This window comes from Planomonospora sp. ID82291 (assembly GCF_015711645.1).
Lineage (GTDB): Bacteria > Actinomycetota > Actinomycetes > Streptosporangiales > Streptosporangiaceae > Planomonospora.
Map to the genome: position 1 here is coordinate 2,138,420 of NZ_JABTEX010000001.1, position 16,246 is coordinate 2,154,665.

Below are 16,246 nucleotides of genomic sequence, written 5' to 3' on the forward strand. Positions count from 1 at the left end.
TGATACGATACTCATTATCATTTGAGCAACTGTTCAGGAGTTCATCCATGGAAGTCGTCGCCGGTCTGGACGCGTGCACGACGGTGGAGCCGGACGAGGCGAAGGTGGCGGCGACCCGGGACCGCCTGGTCACCGCGGAGGAGGCCGTACGGCTGGCCGAGCTGTTCCGGCTGCTCGGCGACCCGACCCGGGCCCAGCTCCTCTACGCGCTCCTGGAGGCCGGCGAGCTGTGCGTCTGCGATCTCACCGAGACGGTCGAGGTCAGCGACACGGCCGTCTCCCATGCCCTCCGGCTGCTGCGCACCGCGGGCATCGTGGCCAGCCGCCGGTCCGGCCGGATGATCTACTACCGTCTCGCCGACGCCCACGTGCGCATGCTCCTCGACCTCAGCCGCGAGCACCTGCGGCACGGCTGACCGCGCTTCCGGGGCATCGGGCCCCGCGGGAGCGGCGGACCCGCCCGCCGGAGGCCGGGAACGCGGGCGGCGGGCGGCGGGCGGAAGCGCGGGGTGGAGATCGGGAATGCGCGGGGTGGAGATCGGGAACACGGGCGGCGGGAGACGGAGCCCGTCAGGCACCCGTCAGGCGCCCGCGCAGGAGTCGTGGGTGGCGTCGAATCCCTTGATGCCGTCGGTGTCGTTCGGGTGCGGTTCCCTGACCCCCCGCCAGTCGTCGCCGATCACGAGGACCAGCCTGCCGGTCGTCCCGGCGGGGACGAGCCGTCCGGCGGAGGTCAGCAGGTCGCGGCTGAGGACCGGCGCCCTCGTCGCGCCCCGCGGCGAGTAGACGACCGTGGTCCGGGGCCGCGGCTTGCGCGCCGTGTCGCCGATCCTGGAGACGTGGTAGCCCCGCTCCTCCAGCCGGGCCGCGACGAGTGTGCCCAGCCCGGAGCGCCAGGTCCCGTTGCGCACCTCGACGGTGATCTGCGAGCGCGGCACCGTGGCCTGCCCTCCCCTGATCCCCGACCCGGTGAGCGGCCGGTCGTGCGCGACGGTGCGGAACAGCTTCGTGCTCAGCGGCTCGACCCACTCCACCTTTCCCGGGTGGACGAGCGAGTAGCGCCACGGCGTTGTGACGAAGCGGATCCGCCCCGCGGCCAGCCCCCTGGCGCTGAGCGCGAGGTCCTTCATGACGGCGGGGGTGAGACCGGGATCGGTGGTGACCGACCGGGTGGCCGCGTCCAGGAAGCCGAAGAGCCGGGCGGGGTCGGTGAGCGTCTCGCCGCTCATCACCTTCTTCAGCATCGAGGCGACGAACATCTGCTGCCGCTGGATGCGCCCGATGTCGGAGCCGTCGCCCAGGCTGTAGCGGGCGCGGACGTAGCCGAGGGCCTGCTCGCCCCGGAGCGTCTGCCGTCCGGCGTCGAGGGTGAGCAGGGCCTTGGTGTCGTTGACCGGCGCGGGCAGGCAGACCTCGACCCCGCCGACCGCGTCCACCATGTCCTTGAACCCGGTGAAGTCGACCTTCACGAAGTGGTCGATGCGGATGCCGGTGAGCGTCTCGATCGTCTTCCAGGTGCAGGCGATGCCGCCGTAGTTGAACGACTCGTTGATCATCCCCACATGGGGGTACTGGCCGGGCAGCCCGTGCCGGGCCCGGCAGGCGGGGAGCGGGACCATCGAGTCGCGCGGGAAGCTGACGACCACCGCGTTGTCACGCCTCGGCGAGACGTGCGCGAGCATGATCGTGTCGGTCCGCTCGCCGGGGAGGCGTCCGTACTTCGCGTTCCTGCCGTCGCGCTGGTCGGAACCGACGATCAGGACGTTCACCGCCTTGGTCGCGGCCCTCACCGGGCGCGGCCCGAGATCCTCCGTGCCGACCTCGACGTGCCGGACGTTCCCGGACAGTCTGACGTACGCGCCGACCACCGTCGCGCTCACCCCGACCGTGACGGTCGTCACCGCCGCCGCCAGCCACCATATCCACCGGCGCCGCCGCCGGGGCCTCACCAGGTCCGCGGGCCTCGGAGGCGCGTCGGTCGATCCACTGCTCACCAGTTGTCTCCAGCCTGGAGGGACCGGCCCGCGGGCCGGTCCCTGACGTGACTCCGGAAGGGGACGGGCCAGGGGCGTCCGCCCTGGCAGGGGAGCCGTGCTCCGGCTGCCGCCGAGTCTACTGAGCGCTCCGCGGAGTTCGGTGAAACTCCGTGCGCCCCGCTGACGTGGCGTGATGGCGGAACACGGCTCCTGTTACCATCCGCCGATGGTTATCCGAGATGGTGGCCCTGATGACGTTCGGGCCGTTCTGGGGATGTTCGACAGCGCGGTGGCGTGGCTGACGGCGCAGGGCCGTACCGGGCAGTGGGGCAGCGAGCCGTTCTCCACCGATCCCGCCCGCGTGGCGCGGGTGGGCGAATGGGCGGAGAGCGGCGGGATGCGCATCGCCGAGCTCGACGGCGAGCCGGCCGGCTGCCTCGTCCTCGGACCGGCGCTGCCGTACATCACGCCCGCTCCCGAACCCGAGGTCTACGTCCGCTGCCTGGTCGTCGACCGGCGCTTCCCCGGCCGGGGCGTCGGCGCGGCGCTGCTGGAGCGGGCCCGTGCCGAGGCGGCCGAGCAGGGGATCGCGCTGGTCCGGGTGGACTGCTACGCCGGTGACGACGGGCGCCTGGTGAGGTACTACGAGAGCCAGGGCTTCACCAGCGCAGAGCCGTTCACCGTGGGCGAGTGGCCGGGCCGGCTCCTGGAGATGCGGCTCTGACGGCCGGCCCCTCCGCGGAGGGGCCGACCGGGTGACGCGCCCGTTCGCCTTCGCGGCCCGCCGGCCTTCGCCGGTCCGTCCGCCCGGTACGGTCGTCAGTCGCCGGTCCTCATCGGGTAGATGCGGACCCAGTCGACCTCCATCCACGCCTCCCCGTTGCCGCCCTCGCCGGGGAACCAGTCGAGCTGCAGGCAGAGCGACATGGGGCTGCGGGTGGAGTGGGTCGAGCGGAACCACTCGCGCCCGTCGAGGTAGCCGACGACCCCGGCCGGGCTGTTCTCCACGGCGTAGGTGTGCCAGCCGGTCATGTCCACGTCGGCGTATCCCAGCTCGTGCCCGCCCTTGGGGGTCTCCAGGAAGAAGTCCGCCCGCTGCCGGTTCGGGTCGTTGTAGACCCCCATGAAGTCGATCTCCTCGCGGGTGGCGCTGTACTCGCCTCCGCCCCCGCCGTTCGGCCAGAGCAGGGCCATCGGCCGGTAGGCGCCCGCACCCCGGTACAGGCGGATACGGGTCTCCCAGCGGCCGTACGACTGGGCGTGGCGGGCGCCGAGCCCCGCCGTGGTCCCGTCCGCCAGGCCGTGCAGGTAGAGCGCGCCGTTGCCCAGGTAGAGCTCCTTGGACGTGCGGCGGCCCTTGCCCGCGTGCCCGGGGGTGTCGTAGAAGACCCAGTCGGACGAGTCCAGGTACTCGTCCTCGAACTCGGCGCACCACACCGGCGCCCCCCAGCCGCGGGCCTTGGCGGCGCTGGAACCGTCGGGGGAGGCGGGGCAGGCGGACGAGGCCTCGGCGGGCGCGGTGCCGAGGGCGGTGCCCAGGGCCAGCATCGTCACCATGCTGAGAACGGCTGTCCTGGCGCGGGAACGGAGGATCATGGATTGCTCTCCTGGAATCTGGCGCAGAGCGTGGGTGGGCTGAAGGCCCAGCAACCAACCTGAGCGGGGGCCGAACGGCCCTTGGCAGACGGGTCCGCCGTCGAGGCCGCGGGGAGTGCGAAGACCCATCGAGGCGTCGCCGACGTCTGCTGCCCATCATGCTCCGCCGCAGGTGAGCTGTCAGGAGAATCGGTGGTACGGCCGTGCCAGGGAGCGAGATTCCAGCAGGTCGCGGCGGTGCCGGAGGGCGGACAGAGCTCCTGGGACGACGGCAGGGCAAGCGGCATGACGTCCGGTGCCGCCGGTGGTCCGGATGTGTACGACAGCGGGGACCGGGCCGGAGACGCGCTCTCCGGCGGGACCTCGGCGGCGGTCGTCGGCGAGGGGGGGAGGACTCTCCTCGAAGGGGCCGGATCCGGAGCGGGCCGCGGGGCGGTGGGTCGCGGAGCGGGCGTCCGCGGTCTCGCCGAGGAGCCGGTGCCCGGGGTGGGCCGCCGCGTGCCGGACGGACCGGGCGAGGGCTTCGCGGCGGTCGCGTCCGGTACGGGGTTCGCATCCGGTACGGGATTGGCCGTCCCCTTCTGCGGCTCCTTTCCCGGGTTCTGTCGCGGACCCTCGTCCGTCCCCTTCTGCGGTTCCCTGTCCGGGTTCTGTCGCGGACTCTCGTCCGGGTTCTGCTGCGGTTCCCTGTCGGGCTTCCCGTCCGGTTCGCCGTCCGGGTTCTGCTGCGTGCCGCCCGGCGGCCTGCTCGGCTCCTCGTCCGGCTTCCGGGGGGCGTTCTCGGTGGGCGCGGTGCGCTGAGAACGCGCTGCGCGCGCGGGATCGGACGGTTTCGCCGGGGGCGGGGTGTCATCGGCCCGGCTCCGGGCCGTGTCCCGGGAGGGGGCGTTCCTCCGCTTCTCCGGCGCGTTCCCGGCCCGGTCGGTGCCGGGACCGCGTGTCGAGGCCGGCGGCGTCGAGGGCGCGTCGGCGGGGGGGACGGGCGCCGGATCGTCCGCGCCCTTCGGCGACGGCTCCCGCTCGGACCGCTCCTCGGGAGCGGACTCGGACTCGGGTTCGGGCTTGTTCTCGGGAGCGGGCTCCGACTCCGGTTCGGGCCTGTTCTCGGGAGTGGGCTTGTTCTCGGGTTCGGGCTCGGGCTCCTTCTCGGGCGCCGACTCCGGTTCGGGCCTGTTCTCGGGCTCGGACGCCGGCTCCGGCTCCGCCGGAGGTTCCGGGTCCACCGGGATCGGCAGCGGATCGTCCTGGGCGGCCGACGCCGGTCCGGGGGCCGCCGCGGCGACCCAGGGCTGGGCGATGAGGGCGCCGGCCGTCGCGGACACTCCCGCGAGGAGGAGTCCGGAGATGAGGGCGCGGCGCCGGGGGGAGCTACGTGGGGGCATGAGGGCTCTTCCTCGATCTGTCACGACATGAGGCGGATCGGTCACGGGATCGGGCCGGTCGCGAGGCGGGACCGGCCGGGGCGGATCCGGTCCGGGCCGGACGCGGCGGGTCCGGACCGGGCGGGTGCGCGATCACGGGGTGGGACCGGCGACGGCTTTCCAGCCGGCCGCGGTGAACTCGGGGGTACCGGGAAGGGAGACCTGGGGCACGACCGTGGGCAGCGGGTCGGGCGTGTTGACCCAGTCCCCCGCCCCGGAGCGGACGGTGGGATGCCAGACCATGAGCACGCTCATGGCGACGGGGCTGGAGTACGCCGGTCCGTCGTCCTCGGTGCCCTTGGTGGCGGTCACCCGCACCAGGAGGGAGACCTGAACCTGGTCCTGCGCCCGCCTGTGCCACTGCACGGCGATCGTCTCCGTCCGCAGGGCCGCCCCTTCGGGCAGCTTCCCGTCCGCGGGGAGGCCGATGGTCTCCCGCCAGCCGCGGACGGTGGCCGCGGCGGCCTTGCGGGCGTCGTCCTGCTGCTCCGGCGGGGCGTACAGGACCGCGGCCTGCTCGGCCTGGGCGGAGTCCAGCGTCCAGGCGGTCTCCAACGCGGCCGCCGCCGCCGAGGCCGCGCCCAGCTCGGTACGGGGGAACCCGACGGGGTAACCGGCGTCGCCCTGGTAGGCGGAGGGCGAGGCGAAGGTGACCGTGGCCGGGGCGGTGGCGGACGGCGAGGCGGCGGCGGGCGGCGGAGCCGTACCGGAGCGCAGGAGACGCCACCCCGCGGCAGCCGCCACGATCAGCCCGACGACCGCCAGGACCACGATGACCCTCCGCCGGGAGGCGCGTCCCGGCGGACCGAGGTCGACGTCGAGCACGGAGTCCTCGACGGCCGGCGGCACTAGTGGCTCCGGTCGGGGTGCAGGCTGAACGCCTGGCCCGCCGCCGCGGCCAGCCGCAGGTAGGCGCCCCGGGTGGTGGGTCGCAGGCGGGCCAGGTCCACCTCCGCGCCCTCCTTGAGGTGGGGGTCGTACGGAATGCGGATCACGGTGCGGCACCGGGTGGCGAAGTGGCGTTCCAGCAGGTCCAGGTCCACGTCGGTCTTCGGCTCCACCGCGTTCAGCACCACGATGGCGTTGCGCGCCAGGTCGGCGTGGCCGTGGGCGTTGAGCCAGTCCAGGGTGGCGGCGGCCGAGTTGGCCCCGTCCACCGCGACCAGGCTGACCAGCACGATCTGGTCGGCGAGGTCCAGGGTCGCGCCCATGGCCCCGTGCAGCAGGCCGGTCCCGCAGTCGGTGATGCAGATCGAGTAGTAGCGCTCGATCAACCCGGCGACCGTACGGTAGTCCTCGGCGTTGAACGCCTCGCTGACGGCCGGGTCGGTGTCGGAGGCGAGGATCTCCAGCCGTGCCGGGGACTGCGAGGTGAAGGCGCGGGCGTCCGCGTAGCGGAGGATGTGCGGCGCCTCGGCGAGCAGGGTGCGGATGGTCGCGGCGGTCTCCGACTTGACCTTGAGGCCGAGCGTGCCCCGGTCGGGGTTGGCGTCGATGGCGATCACCCGGTCGCCCCGCAGGGAGGCGAGGGTGTTGCCCAGGGCCGCGGTCGTCGTGGTCTTGCCGACCCCGCCCTTGAGACTCATGACCGCGATCCGATGGTGCCCCCGCGCGACGGGTGTCTGGGCCTGGGCGATCAGCGTGCGCCGCTCGATCTCCGCCGCGGACTCGGAAGGGATGATCTTCTTTCCGGAGAGCAGCCAGACGAGCCGCCGCCAGCCGCCGGAGGGCTCGGACCGCCGGTTGGTGAGCAGGTGCTCCGCGGTGAGCGGGACCGACTCCAGCTGCGCGTCGGACGGGGTGGGCGGGGTGGAGTGGATCTGGGGGGAGGTCTCGGTCATCGTCGGGAGTCCTTTCATGCGGAACGGTGCCGGCGCGGGGGCCGTCAGCAGGTGCGCCAGCGCACCGTCGTGGAGATCGAGTCGTCGGGTCCGTGGAGGGTCAGCGGAACGGTGACGAAGGGGGCGGGGCCGCACCAGTGGCGCACCCGCAGGGCGCGCAGGGTGATCACGCTCGTGTCCCCCCGCTCCAGGGTCCCGCTGGACGGGCTCACCACCAGTCCGGGAGCGGCGGCGCGCCAGGTCAGCGGGTCGCCCGAGGTGACGGTCAGGGTCATACGGCCCCTGCCGTACTCGTCCAGCGTCACCTCGACGGGCAGGGGCACCCGGGCGGCGAGCGTGCCCGCCGCGGCGGTGAGCGTGCTCTCCTCGGGGAAGGCCGCGGGCGGCGGAGACGGCGCGACGGTCGTGGCGGCCCGGGGCCCGGAGGAGGGCAGGGCCCCGGTCGGGCGCTCCCCTCCGGCGGGGCCCAGGAGGTTCATCCCCGTCAGGGTCCCCGCGGTGCCGGCGACGACGATGACGATGATCTTCAATGTCGTCGTCCGGAACCTGTCCCCCGCCCACGTGAGCGCCTCGGCGAAGCGCACCCTCATCCCGTCATGGGGGTGCTCGGGGTCGCGGGCCGTACCGGGGGGACCGGTGGAGGAGGGGATGGAGAGAGGGACGTCGAGGTTCGCGCGCCCGGTGCGGGAGGCGATCTGGGAGAGCAACGCGTCGTAGAGCGGGGTGTCGTGCTCCCGGCCCGCCGGGGGCGCGGGCGCCGGGGGGGACACCGGGGCGGCGAGGGGAACGGTCCTTTCCCTCTGCGGAGGGACCTCCGCGGACGACTGCGGCGGCGTGGTCCGTGCCGGGGACGGTTTTCCGGACCGTGCCGGGTACGGCGGCGTGGTCCGTGCCGGGGACGGTTTTCCGGATCGCGCCGGGTACGGCTTCGTGTACGGCGCGGTCCCGCGACGCGGTGCGGGCAGGCCCGTGCCCGACGGGTCCGCGCGTGACGGGTCCGCGCCCGACGGGTCCGTGCGTGACGGGTCCCTGTATGGGGGGCCCGTACGCGGTGCGTTCGCGGGCGGCGGGTCCGCGGGTGGCGGGTCCGTGGCCGCGGACGGGACGGAGGCCGCGGACGGGACGGAGGCCGCGGACAGGGCGTTCAGGATGCGGGTCCCGGCCTCGGGGGTGAGCGGCGGGAGCGGCGGATGGGAGATCATCTGCGGGACCGTGTAGCGGATGTTGATCGGCCGCGAGCAGGACGGGCACCTGACGATGTGCGCCAGCAGTTCCTCCCGCGCGTGACCGGACGCGCCCGCTCCACCGGACGCGCCGGCCCCATCAGGGCCGGCAGGACCACCATGATCACCGGACCCGCCGGGCCCGCCTGATCCATCGGACCGCTCCGGAGGGCGGCCGGGGAACGCGGAAGCGGCCAGCACGCGGAGTTCGGGGCAGGTCGGCCGTCCGTGGGCGAGGCCGTCCAGTGCGCTCACGAGCGTCTCGATGATGTCCTGGGTCCTGGTCGCCAGCCTGTCGACCTCCTCCACCGGGAGGGCCAGCACGTGCGCGAGGTCCTCGGAGGTCAGCTCGTGGCGGAACATCAGCCGCAGCGTCTCGGTGCCCAGCGGATCGGCGAGCCCCCACCCCTGCTCGATCACCGGGGCGCCCGGCATGCCCGGCCCGGTGCCCGGCACGTATCCGTCGCGGTGGCCGGGCCGGGTGAAGCAGTCCCGCCGCAGGACGGCCAGCATCCGGGCCCGGACCGAGACGTTCCCCGGGGCGGACCGCGCGCCGCACGCGGCGACGGCGGCGGCCACCGCCGCCGTCGCCTTGTCCGGACCGAGGTGGTAGGCGGCGTAGTCCAGCAGGTGCGCGCCGTGCTCGTTCACCCATGCCCTCCACTGGCCGGGGCCGAGCACGGTGTTCCCGGTTCCGGTGGATGAGTTCACGGGCCTGCGTACCCGGCCGGGTCCGGGGCGGGCTGGCCGTAGCCCGGATCGCCGTAACCGCCGGAGTCGCCGTAACCGCCGGGGTCGCCGTAGCCGGGCTGGGCGGGCGGTACGGAATCGAGGCCTCCGGGATCGGACTGCCCGGACGGGGCGGGCTGCTCCTGCCCACCGGACCGTCCCTCGGGCTGTGCGGGCTGAAGGAACGGGTCGGTCTGGTCGCCCTGTTCGTTCTGGCCGGTCTGTTCGCTCTGTTCGTTCTGGCCGGTCTGACCGTTCCGGTCGGTCTGCGGGATGCCGGACTGCGCGGGGGGCGGGTCCGTCACCACGAGTTCCAGACTCTGCTCGGAGAGGCCGGTGAACTTGGTCCAGTTGCTGACCTCGCCGGGGGCCGGGTCGGCGAAGAGCCAGCGGAGGAAGGCGGGCCACCGGCACGAGTCGCGGGGGACGGCGTTCTCGGGAAGGGCCGTACGGCCCTGGGAGGAGCGCAGTTCCGCCAGTTCGGCGGCCGAGTAGTTCCGGCAGGGAGGAGTGCCCGGCGGAGCGATGTTGAGATCCCACACGCCGTTGGCGTCGGTGTACCGCATGTTCCGGTCCAGTCCGAGGGCCTCCTGCGCGCGCCGGAGGAGCTCGGGGTCCCGGAAGACCGGAAGCGAGACGCCGACGTCCGGAGAGTTCTGCCCGGCGGGGGGCGGTGCGTCCCCGTCACGGTTCCCGGACCCGTCCGGGGCCTGGGTGTCAGGGTTCCCGGACCCGCCCGGGGCCTGGGCGGACGGGGCCCGGGTCTCTCCTGGAACGGGTGCCTGGTTCTCCGGGTTCTCCCTGCCGTCCTCGGGCGCGGCCGTCTGCGTGTGCTGTGGCGCGGGTGAGGTCCCGGTGTTCCTGCGATCCGGTGAGTTCTCGGTGTTCCTGCGGTCCGGCGGGGACTGGGCTCCCCGGGAGGGCCGTGCGGGCTTGAGCGTCCTGACGGAGGGCGGTGCGTTCTCGCCCTTCTCCGCGGGCGGCTCGGGATTCGCGGTCCGGGTGGGCTGTTCCGCCGGGTGCGTGGCCTTCCCCGTCTCCGCAGGCTTGTCCGCGGACCTCCGGTTCTCCGCCGGTGTGCTCCTCGGCTTCTTCGTACGGTCGCCCGTACGGCCGTCCGGCGGGGTGGACCGGCGGTCGTCCGTACGGCCGTTCGTGCCGTCCGGCGGGGTGGACCGGCGGTCGTCCGCGGGCGCGCCGTTGCCGTGGGGGTTCATGGTGCCGCGAGGGGAGGGGAAGGTGCGGCCGGACGGTTCCTTCGCGGGCACCTCGACGGCCTGCTTGCTGGCCGGAGGCTGCACGATCCTGCTGCCCTCCCCCAGGTTGTTGCTGATCTGCTTCGTCGGCTTCGGCGCGGGGGCGGGGTCGGAGTTGCCCGACCGGTTCTGCGGCGCGTTCTGCGCGGGTGGGGCGACGTTCTGCCGCCGCGGGGCCGTCTGCTGGGAACCGGAGTTGCCACCGGAGGTGCCGCTGGAGCCCGAGTCACGGGGCTTCGACTCGGACGACTTCGGCGGGTCGGCGGGCTTCTCGGGCGGAGCCGGATCGCTGCTGGGGTTGCCGGGTCGTTGTGCGGCGGCGAGGGCGATGCCGACCGAGGAGAGGGTGGTGCAGCCCTCCCCGCCGCCGTTGACCACCCGGCCGTCCGGGGTGAGGGCGAGGCAGACCCGGGTGTCGGTGGCGGTCGCCGTGCCCGGGTCCCCGGCCGCGACCGGCGCTTCCCCCTGCTCCGGGGACAGGGCCGCCCACGTGCCCGTCCGCGCGTCGAGGAGGTAGGTGCCCGTGCTGAGCCGCACCTCTTCGGCCTCGGCGGGCGGGGAGAGCGCGGAGACGGCGGCCCCGAGCCCGGTGCCGGCCGCGAAGACCCCGATCGCGATGCTCGCAGTGACCACCGTCGCGCGCGAGGGCTTACGTGATGGTGTCGTCATGGATGTTCCTCTTCTTCCGGTGGGAACGTCAGGTGCCGTGGCTCTCCAGAACTTCGGACCACTCGCCGAGCACACGGACCCGTTCGTTGGAACCGGCGGGCGGGATGTAGGCCGCGTACATGCGGCCGTACGTCACACCCGCCGAGTGGGAGAACGCCTTGTTGCCGGTGCGGACCGCGGCCGCACCCTTCAAGGTGACCAGCGCGCCCACCCGCCGGGCGGTGCGCAGGTCGGTGGAGCGGGCGGCGTACCAGACCAGGGCGCCCCCGTCGCTGGTCATGAGGGAGCGCACCGGGCCTTCCTGCCGGTAGGACAGCGAGAGCCGCCACCCGGCCCGCTCCAGCTGGGCGCGCTCCTGCCGCCAGAACAGCGCGGCCTCGCTGGTCCACGGGCCGTCGGCGAACCGCGCGTCCGGCCGGGTGCTCTCCAGGCTCGCCAGATGGGCCCGGGCGACCTGGCGCGGGGTCGCGCGCAGGCCCGTGGCGTTCTCCGGCAGGCTCGTGGCGTAGCCCTCGGCGTCGGTGGCGATCTCGGGCAGCGGCGCGGGGACGGGGCGGGTGTCGGCGGTGGAGCCCACCAGCCGCCAGCCGGCCGGGGTGGAGGCCATCACGTCCATGATCCGGGCGACCTTCTGCTGGTGGGCGACCGCGACGAACCAGTCGGTGGTCCCCGCGGAGTCGCGGGGCACCCAGAGCCTCGGGCGGGGCCACAGACCGGCCGCCACCTGCGTGCCCTCCAGGCGGGCGGTCGCGAACGCCGCCCGTGACATCTCCAGGGCGAGGCCGTGCTCCAGTCGTCCCATCGCCTTGGCGTCCATCTTCGTCTGGGCGATGGACAGCTCCCGGGCGTATCGGCCGTGGATGCGGCGCGCGTCCTTGGCGGTGATCCGCGTCGGCAAGACGTCCGCAGGGGACTCGGGCGCGGACGCGGTGGGCTCCGTGGTGGTGGTCGGGCTTTCCGGAGCAGCCGGGGTGGCGGCCGGATCCGTCGGGGGCTCCGCGGCCGTGGTCGGATCGGCCGGAGTGATCACTTCTCCGGGTCCGGCCTTCTCCGCGGCGTCGGCCGAGGGGGGAGTGCCGGGCGGGAGCACGCCGCCGGCGGAGGGGCCGCCGGACGGGAGCACGCCGCCCGACGGGGGCGGGACCGCCGCCTCCCATGACGTCCTGCTGGGGGCGGGCGTGGTGTGGGCGAGCAGGGTCCGGGGACCGGAGGAGCCGGACAGGACGATCCAGACGCCTACACCGGTGAAGACGGTGACGGCCGTCCCGAACACGGCGATCTTGCGCCATCCGACCGTGGACAGCCGTTCGGGCTCCCAGAGGCCGTCGTCGAAATCCTGTGCGGCAGGGGCATCCATGCGCTGGGAGAGCCAGACTCGCCTGCCCGGGGAATCTGATGCATGCCGCGACATAGATCCCGATATTAGACTGACAATGATCCTGGGGGAAGGTAAAGGGACAGGGTTATTAGCGCTTAAAGCTTCTGTCATATAAATGGCATAACGCCCAAAATCCGGACTATCCGAAACCTGGGATTCGGCGAACGCTCAGAGAGCGGAGATCGTTCTCACCAGGACATCTCTAGAGATTCGTTCCGTCGTCGAGTCCCAGGAAGGCGGCTCCGCAGAGTCCGTTCCGCCGTCTCCGGAGATCCTTCCGGAATCTCATGATCATTACAGGACGTATGACATGAATGCCATTCGTATGTTCATGGCGATCGATGGGGTTGTTCGTATATACGCATTATGGGCCGTCCGTTACTCGGGAGCTCATCGGTGGCCACGTCGATGAGGCACCGAGCGGGATCGGCCCGTCGAACGGTGAGCGGGATCGGCCCGTCGAACGGTGAGCGGCCGGGCGGTGGGAAGGCCGCGCTCCGGGTGTACGGGGCGTTCCGGGTCTCGGCAGGGGCGGCCTGCCGCTGCCGCCCAGAGGCGCGAACACGAGAACGGCCGCACGCTCCCGGATCCGGTGATGCGCGGATCCGGGAGCGTGCGGCCTTCGGCGCCGCCGTGAGACGGCCGTCGGCGATGGCGTGAGGACGCCTGCGGGTGGGCCGTCATCGGCGTGAGGACGCCTACAGGTGGGCCGTCATCCGGTCGGAGCCCTCCGTCTCGCCGGTGCCGTTCGCCCGGGCCGGCAGGAGCAGGGCGGTGACGACCACGGCCACCGACAGGACCGCACTGATGACGAAGGCCAGCCGCATGCCGTCGAGGGCGGCGAGCGCCTCGGTGGTGCCCGTGGACCTCAGGGCATCGGCCCGCGCGCTCATCACGGTGATCACGAGTGCGGTGCCGATGGCTGCGAAGACCTGCTGCAGCGTGCTCAGGATCGAGCTGCCGTAGGAGTAGAGGTGCGGGGGGAGCGATCCGAGCCCGAGGGTGAACACCGGCGTGAAGGTCGCGGCCAGACTCACCATCAGCAGCGCGTGCAGGCCGAGGAGCTGCCAGTACGGCGTGGTCATGGTGATCTGGGTGAAACCGGCGAGCGCGAGCGTGATCCCGACCGCGCCCGGGATGACGAGGACCCGGCCGCCGAACCGGTCGAACAGGCGGCCGACGACCGGTCCGAGCAGACCCATCGCCAGGCCGCCCGGCATCACCAGGAGTCCGGCCTGCAGCTCGTTGAGCCCGCGGAGGTTCTGCAGGTACAGCGGGAGCAGGATCATCGACCCGAGCATCGCCATGAAGGCCACCGCCATCAGGACCAGCGCGACGGCGTAGGTGCGGTGGCGCAGGGTGCGCAGGTCCATCAGCGGCGTGCCGCGCTTCTGCAGCGAGAGCTGGCGGAGGACGAAGACGGCGATGGTGGTCAGGCCGGCCGCCACGATCGCGGCGGCGACGCCGGTGTCACCGCCCTCGAACCGGCTGAGCCCGTAGACCAGGCCGCCGAACCCGATGGCGGCGGTCGCCACGCTGAACCAGTCGATGGTGCCGGCCTGGGGCTCGCCGACGTTCTGGAGCTGCTTCAGGCCGCGCCAGGCGATCAGGGCGGCGATGGGGAGCACCACGGCGAACAGCAGGCGCCAGGACCCGAACTGGAGGATCACCCCCGAGACCGCCGGGCCCATCGCGGGCGCCACCGAGATGGCCAGGGTGACGTTGCCCATCACCCGGCCCCGTTGCGCCTGGGGCACCACCTGCATCAACGTGGTCATCAGCAGCGGCATCATCACGGCCGTCCCGGACGCCTGGACGATGCGCGCGCCCAGCAGCACCTCGAACGACGGCGCGACGGCGGCCAGCGCCGTGCCGAGCAGGAACAGGCCCATCGCGGTGGCGTACGCGGTGCGGGTGGACACCCGCTGCAGGAACCACCCGGTGATCGGGATGACCGCGGCCATGGTCAGCATGAAGGCGGTCGAGAGCCACTGCGCGGTCTGCTCGGTGATGCTCAGCGCACGCATCAACCGCGGGATCGCGTTGATGAGGATCGTCTCGTTGAGGATGACCACGAACGTGGCGAGCACCAGCAGGCGGATCACGGCCGGCGTGCGGCCTGCACCGGCGGCCGCTGGTCGGGCGGGTGAGTCGAGCAGTCGGCTGGACACGGCACCTCGATCGGGGTAGTCGGACATGACGTGGTCAACGGCCGGCGTTCCGGCCTTGACGTGACGAGAGGACATGGCCGAACAAGAGTGACGTACGCCACCGACAGAATTCGTCGACCTCGTCCAACCTTCGGGGAGGTGATCCGAAATGTCACCTGGTTTTCCCGTTCGCGCTGTCCGCGACCGGCGCCCGAGCCGGCCGCCGCACTCCCGGGTGGGGACCGACAAGCCGCCGACGGCCCCGAAGCTGAGGACTCAGCCCCAGCACCACACGCAGCCTGATGTTCCGACCCGTTCGACTGGTGCCGAGGGGTCCTCGACCGCGGCCAGACGCGGCTTGTCCGGGAAAACAAAAGTGAGGGCCGAGGTGAACCTCAGCCCTCACATAGTGAAAGGGTACGTGTCCGAGGGGGGACTTGAACCCCCACGCCCCGCAAAGGGCACTAGCACCTCAAGCTAGCGCGTCTGCCATTCCGCCACCCGGACTTGGTGCCTGCACGTGAGACCGTCATCCCTCGTCGGCGGACCCAGGTTAGCAAACCTTTGAGCACACGTCATATCGGTTACCGCCGAGGTCCCCGGGATGCCGGCGGGACTCCGGCGGCGGCAGGATGGGAGACGCAAGCCGTACCGAACCGAAGGAGTCGACATGACCGCGCTCAATGGTGAGGACGAGGTCGTCGAGCTGTGCCGCGACCTGATCCGGATCGACTCGACCAACGCGGGCGACAACACCGGGCCGGGCGAGCGGGCCGCCGCCGAGTACGTCGCGGAGAAGCTGGCCGAGGTCGGCCTGGAGCCGCGGATCCTGGAGTCCGACGGCCGCCGGGCGAACGTGGTCGCGCGCATCGCCGGGGAGGACTCCTCGCGTGCGGCGCTGCTGCTCCACGGGCACCTCGACGTCGTCCCCTTCAACGCCGACGACTGGACCCACCACCCGCTCAGCGGAGAGATCGCCGACGGGTGCGTCTGGGGGCGCGGTGCGGTCGACATGAAGGACATGGACGCGATGATCCTCGCGGTGGTCCGGCAGCGGCTCAGCGAGGGCCGCCGCCCGCCGCGGGACGTGGTGCTGGCCTTCACCGCCGACGAGGAGGCCGGCGGTTCGTACGGCGCGCAGTGGCTGACCGACAACCACGCCGACCTCTTCGAGGGCTGCACCGAGGCGATCGGCGAGGTCGGCGGGTTCAGCGTCTCCCTCGACGAGGCCCGCAGGCTCTACCTCATCGAGACGGCCGAGAAGGGCATCGCCTGGATGCGCCTGACGGCCCGCGGCCGGGCCGGGCACGGTTCCATGCTCAACCACGAGAACGCCGTCACCGAGCTGGCCGAGGCGGTCGGCAGGATCGGCCGCCACGAGTGGCCGGTACGGCTGACGCAGACCGTCAAGACCTTCCTGACCGAGGTCTCCGAGGCGCTGGAGCTGGAGCTCGACACCGACGACGCCGAGGCGACCGTGGCCAAGCTCGGCCCGCTGGCCCGGATGATCGGCGCCACCCTCCGCAACACCGCCAACCCCACCATGCTGGCGGGCGGCTACAAGGCCAACGTCATCCCGCAGACCGCGACCGCGCACGTGGACGGGCGCTTCCTGCCCGGCTACGAGGACGAGTTCTTCGAGACGATCGACCGGCTGCTCGGCCCCAACGTGACCAGGGAGTTCGTCTACCACGACATCGCGATCGAGACGGGCTTCGACGGGCCCCTGGTGCGCGCGATGGCCGACGCGCTCTCCGCCGAGGACCCGGGGGCGCTGGCGGTGCCGTACACGCTGTCGGGGGGCACCGACCTGAAGGCCTTCAGCCGGCTGGGCATGCGGGGGTTCGGGTTCGCGCCGCTGCGGCTCCCTGCGGACTTGGACTTCTCCGGGATGTTCCACGGGGTGGACGAGAGGGTCCCGACCGATTCGCTCCGATTCGGGGTGCGTGTTCTTGACCGGTTCCTGGACCGCTGCTGAGGCGTTCCCGGAAAAGCCATTGCGCTGAC

Annotated in this window: 11 protein-coding genes and 1 tRNA gene; 3 read left to right on the forward strand and 9 right to left on the reverse strand. The window is 72.7% G+C overall.

Features of this window, described 5'->3' with window-relative positions:
• Positions 1–47: 47 nt before the first annotated feature.
• Positions 48–416, forward strand: a complete 369-nt coding sequence (locus HS045_RS09585; protein WP_196450727.1) for a metalloregulator ArsR/SmtB family transcription factor — start codon at positions 48–50, stop codon at positions 414–416.
• 165 nt (positions 417–581) lie between these two features.
• Here the strand turns inward: HS045_RS09585 and HS045_RS09590 are convergent, their stop codons facing one another.
• Positions 582–1,994: an LCP family protein gene (locus tag HS045_RS09590; RefSeq protein WP_196450728.1), complete on the reverse strand. Its 1,413-nt coding sequence runs from the start codon at positions 1,992–1,994 to the stop codon at positions 582–584.
• Between the two features lie 256 nt (positions 1,995–2,250).
• Here HS045_RS09590 and HS045_RS09595 point away from each other — a divergent pair, with 256 nt between their 5' ends.
• On the forward strand, positions 2,251–2,700 hold the full coding sequence (locus HS045_RS09595; protein ID WP_307827437.1) for a GNAT family N-acetyltransferase: 450 nt from the start codon (positions 2,251–2,253) through the stop codon (positions 2,698–2,700).
• A gap of 95 nt (positions 2,701–2,795) precedes the next feature.
• Here the strand turns inward: HS045_RS09595 and HS045_RS09600 are convergent, their stop codons facing one another.
• The 8 genes from HS045_RS09600 to HS045_RS09635 all read right to left on the reverse strand — a co-directional run bounded on the left by HS045_RS09600 (position 2,796) and on the right by HS045_RS09635 (position 14,746).
• Entirely contained in the window at positions 2,796–3,572 is a 777-nt protein-coding gene (locus HS045_RS09600; RefSeq protein WP_196450730.1) for a glycoside hydrolase family 16 protein, read from the reverse strand.
• 1,514 nt (positions 3,573–5,086) lie between these two features.
• Complete coding sequence (locus tag HS045_RS09605) at positions 5,087–5,842, reverse strand: hypothetical protein (protein WP_196450731.1); 756 nt, start codon at positions 5,840–5,842, stop codon at positions 5,087–5,089.
• Positions 5,842–6,834 (reverse strand): MinD/ParA family protein, encoded by a 993-nt coding sequence (locus HS045_RS09610; protein WP_196450732.1) that lies wholly within the window; start codon positions 6,832–6,834, stop codon positions 5,842–5,844. The genes HS045_RS09605 and HS045_RS09610 overlap by 1 nt, the downstream gene beginning before the upstream one ends.
• Before the next feature lie 44 nt (positions 6,835–6,878).
• Positions 6,879–8,768 (reverse strand): hypothetical protein, encoded by a 1,890-nt coding sequence (locus HS045_RS09615; protein ID WP_196450733.1) that lies wholly within the window; start codon positions 8,766–8,768, stop codon positions 6,879–6,881.
• On the reverse strand, positions 8,765–10,711 hold the full coding sequence (locus HS045_RS09620; RefSeq protein WP_196450734.1) for a hypothetical protein: 1,947 nt from the start codon (positions 10,709–10,711) through the stop codon (positions 8,765–8,767). Before HS045_RS09620 ends, HS045_RS09615 begins: the two co-directional genes overlap by 4 nt.
• 28 nt (positions 10,712–10,739) lie before the next feature.
• Entirely contained in the window at positions 10,740–12,068 is a 1,329-nt protein-coding gene (locus HS045_RS09625) for a hypothetical protein (RefSeq protein WP_196450735.1), read from the reverse strand.
• A 719-nt stretch (positions 12,069–12,787) separates the two neighbouring features.
• Positions 12,788–14,260, reverse strand: a complete 1,473-nt coding sequence (locus tag HS045_RS09630) for an MDR family MFS transporter (protein ID WP_307827438.1) — start codon at positions 14,258–14,260, stop codon at positions 12,788–12,790.
• A gap of 401 nt (positions 14,261–14,661) precedes the next feature.
• Positions 14,662–14,746 (reverse strand) — tRNA-Leu (locus HS045_RS09635).
• Positions 14,747–14,909: 163 nt separating this feature from the next.
• Here HS045_RS09635 and HS045_RS09640 point away from each other — a divergent pair.
• Positions 14,910–16,217 carry a M20/M25/M40 family metallo-hydrolase gene (locus tag HS045_RS09640; RefSeq protein WP_196450736.1) on the forward strand — a complete coding sequence of 436 codons (1,308 nt, stop codon included), beginning with the start codon at positions 14,910–14,912 and terminating at the stop codon, positions 16,215–16,217.
• Positions 16,218–16,246: the final 29 nt, after the last annotated feature.

Excerpts from the sequence above, each read along its gene's own strand:
- HS045_RS09595 (WP_307827437.1), top strand. The coding sequence starts at position 2,251 with ATGTTCGACAGCGCGGTGGCGTGGCTGACGGCGCAGGGCCGTACCGGG.
- HS045_RS09585 (WP_196450727.1), top strand. The coding sequence starts at position 48 with ATGGAAGTCGTCGCCGGTCTGGACGCGTGCACGACGGTGGAGCCGGAC.
- HS045_RS09640 (WP_196450736.1), top strand. The coding sequence starts at position 14,910 with ATGACCGCGCTCAATGGTGAGGACGAGGTCGTCGAGCTGTGCCGCGAC.
- HS045_RS09620 (WP_196450734.1), bottom strand. The coding sequence starts at position 10,711 with ATGACGACACCATCACGTAAGCCCTCGCGCGCGACGGTGGTCACTGCG.
- HS045_RS09625 (WP_196450735.1), bottom strand. The coding sequence starts at position 12,068 with ATGGATGCCCCTGCCGCACAGGATTTCGACGACGGCCTCTGGGAGCCC.
- HS045_RS09600 (WP_196450730.1), bottom strand. The coding sequence starts at position 3,572 with ATGATCCTCCGTTCCCGCGCCAGGACAGCCGTTCTCAGCATGGTGACG.
- HS045_RS09610 (WP_196450732.1), bottom strand. The coding sequence starts at position 6,834 with ATGACCGAGACCTCCCCCCAGATCCACTCCACCCCGCCCACCCCGTCC.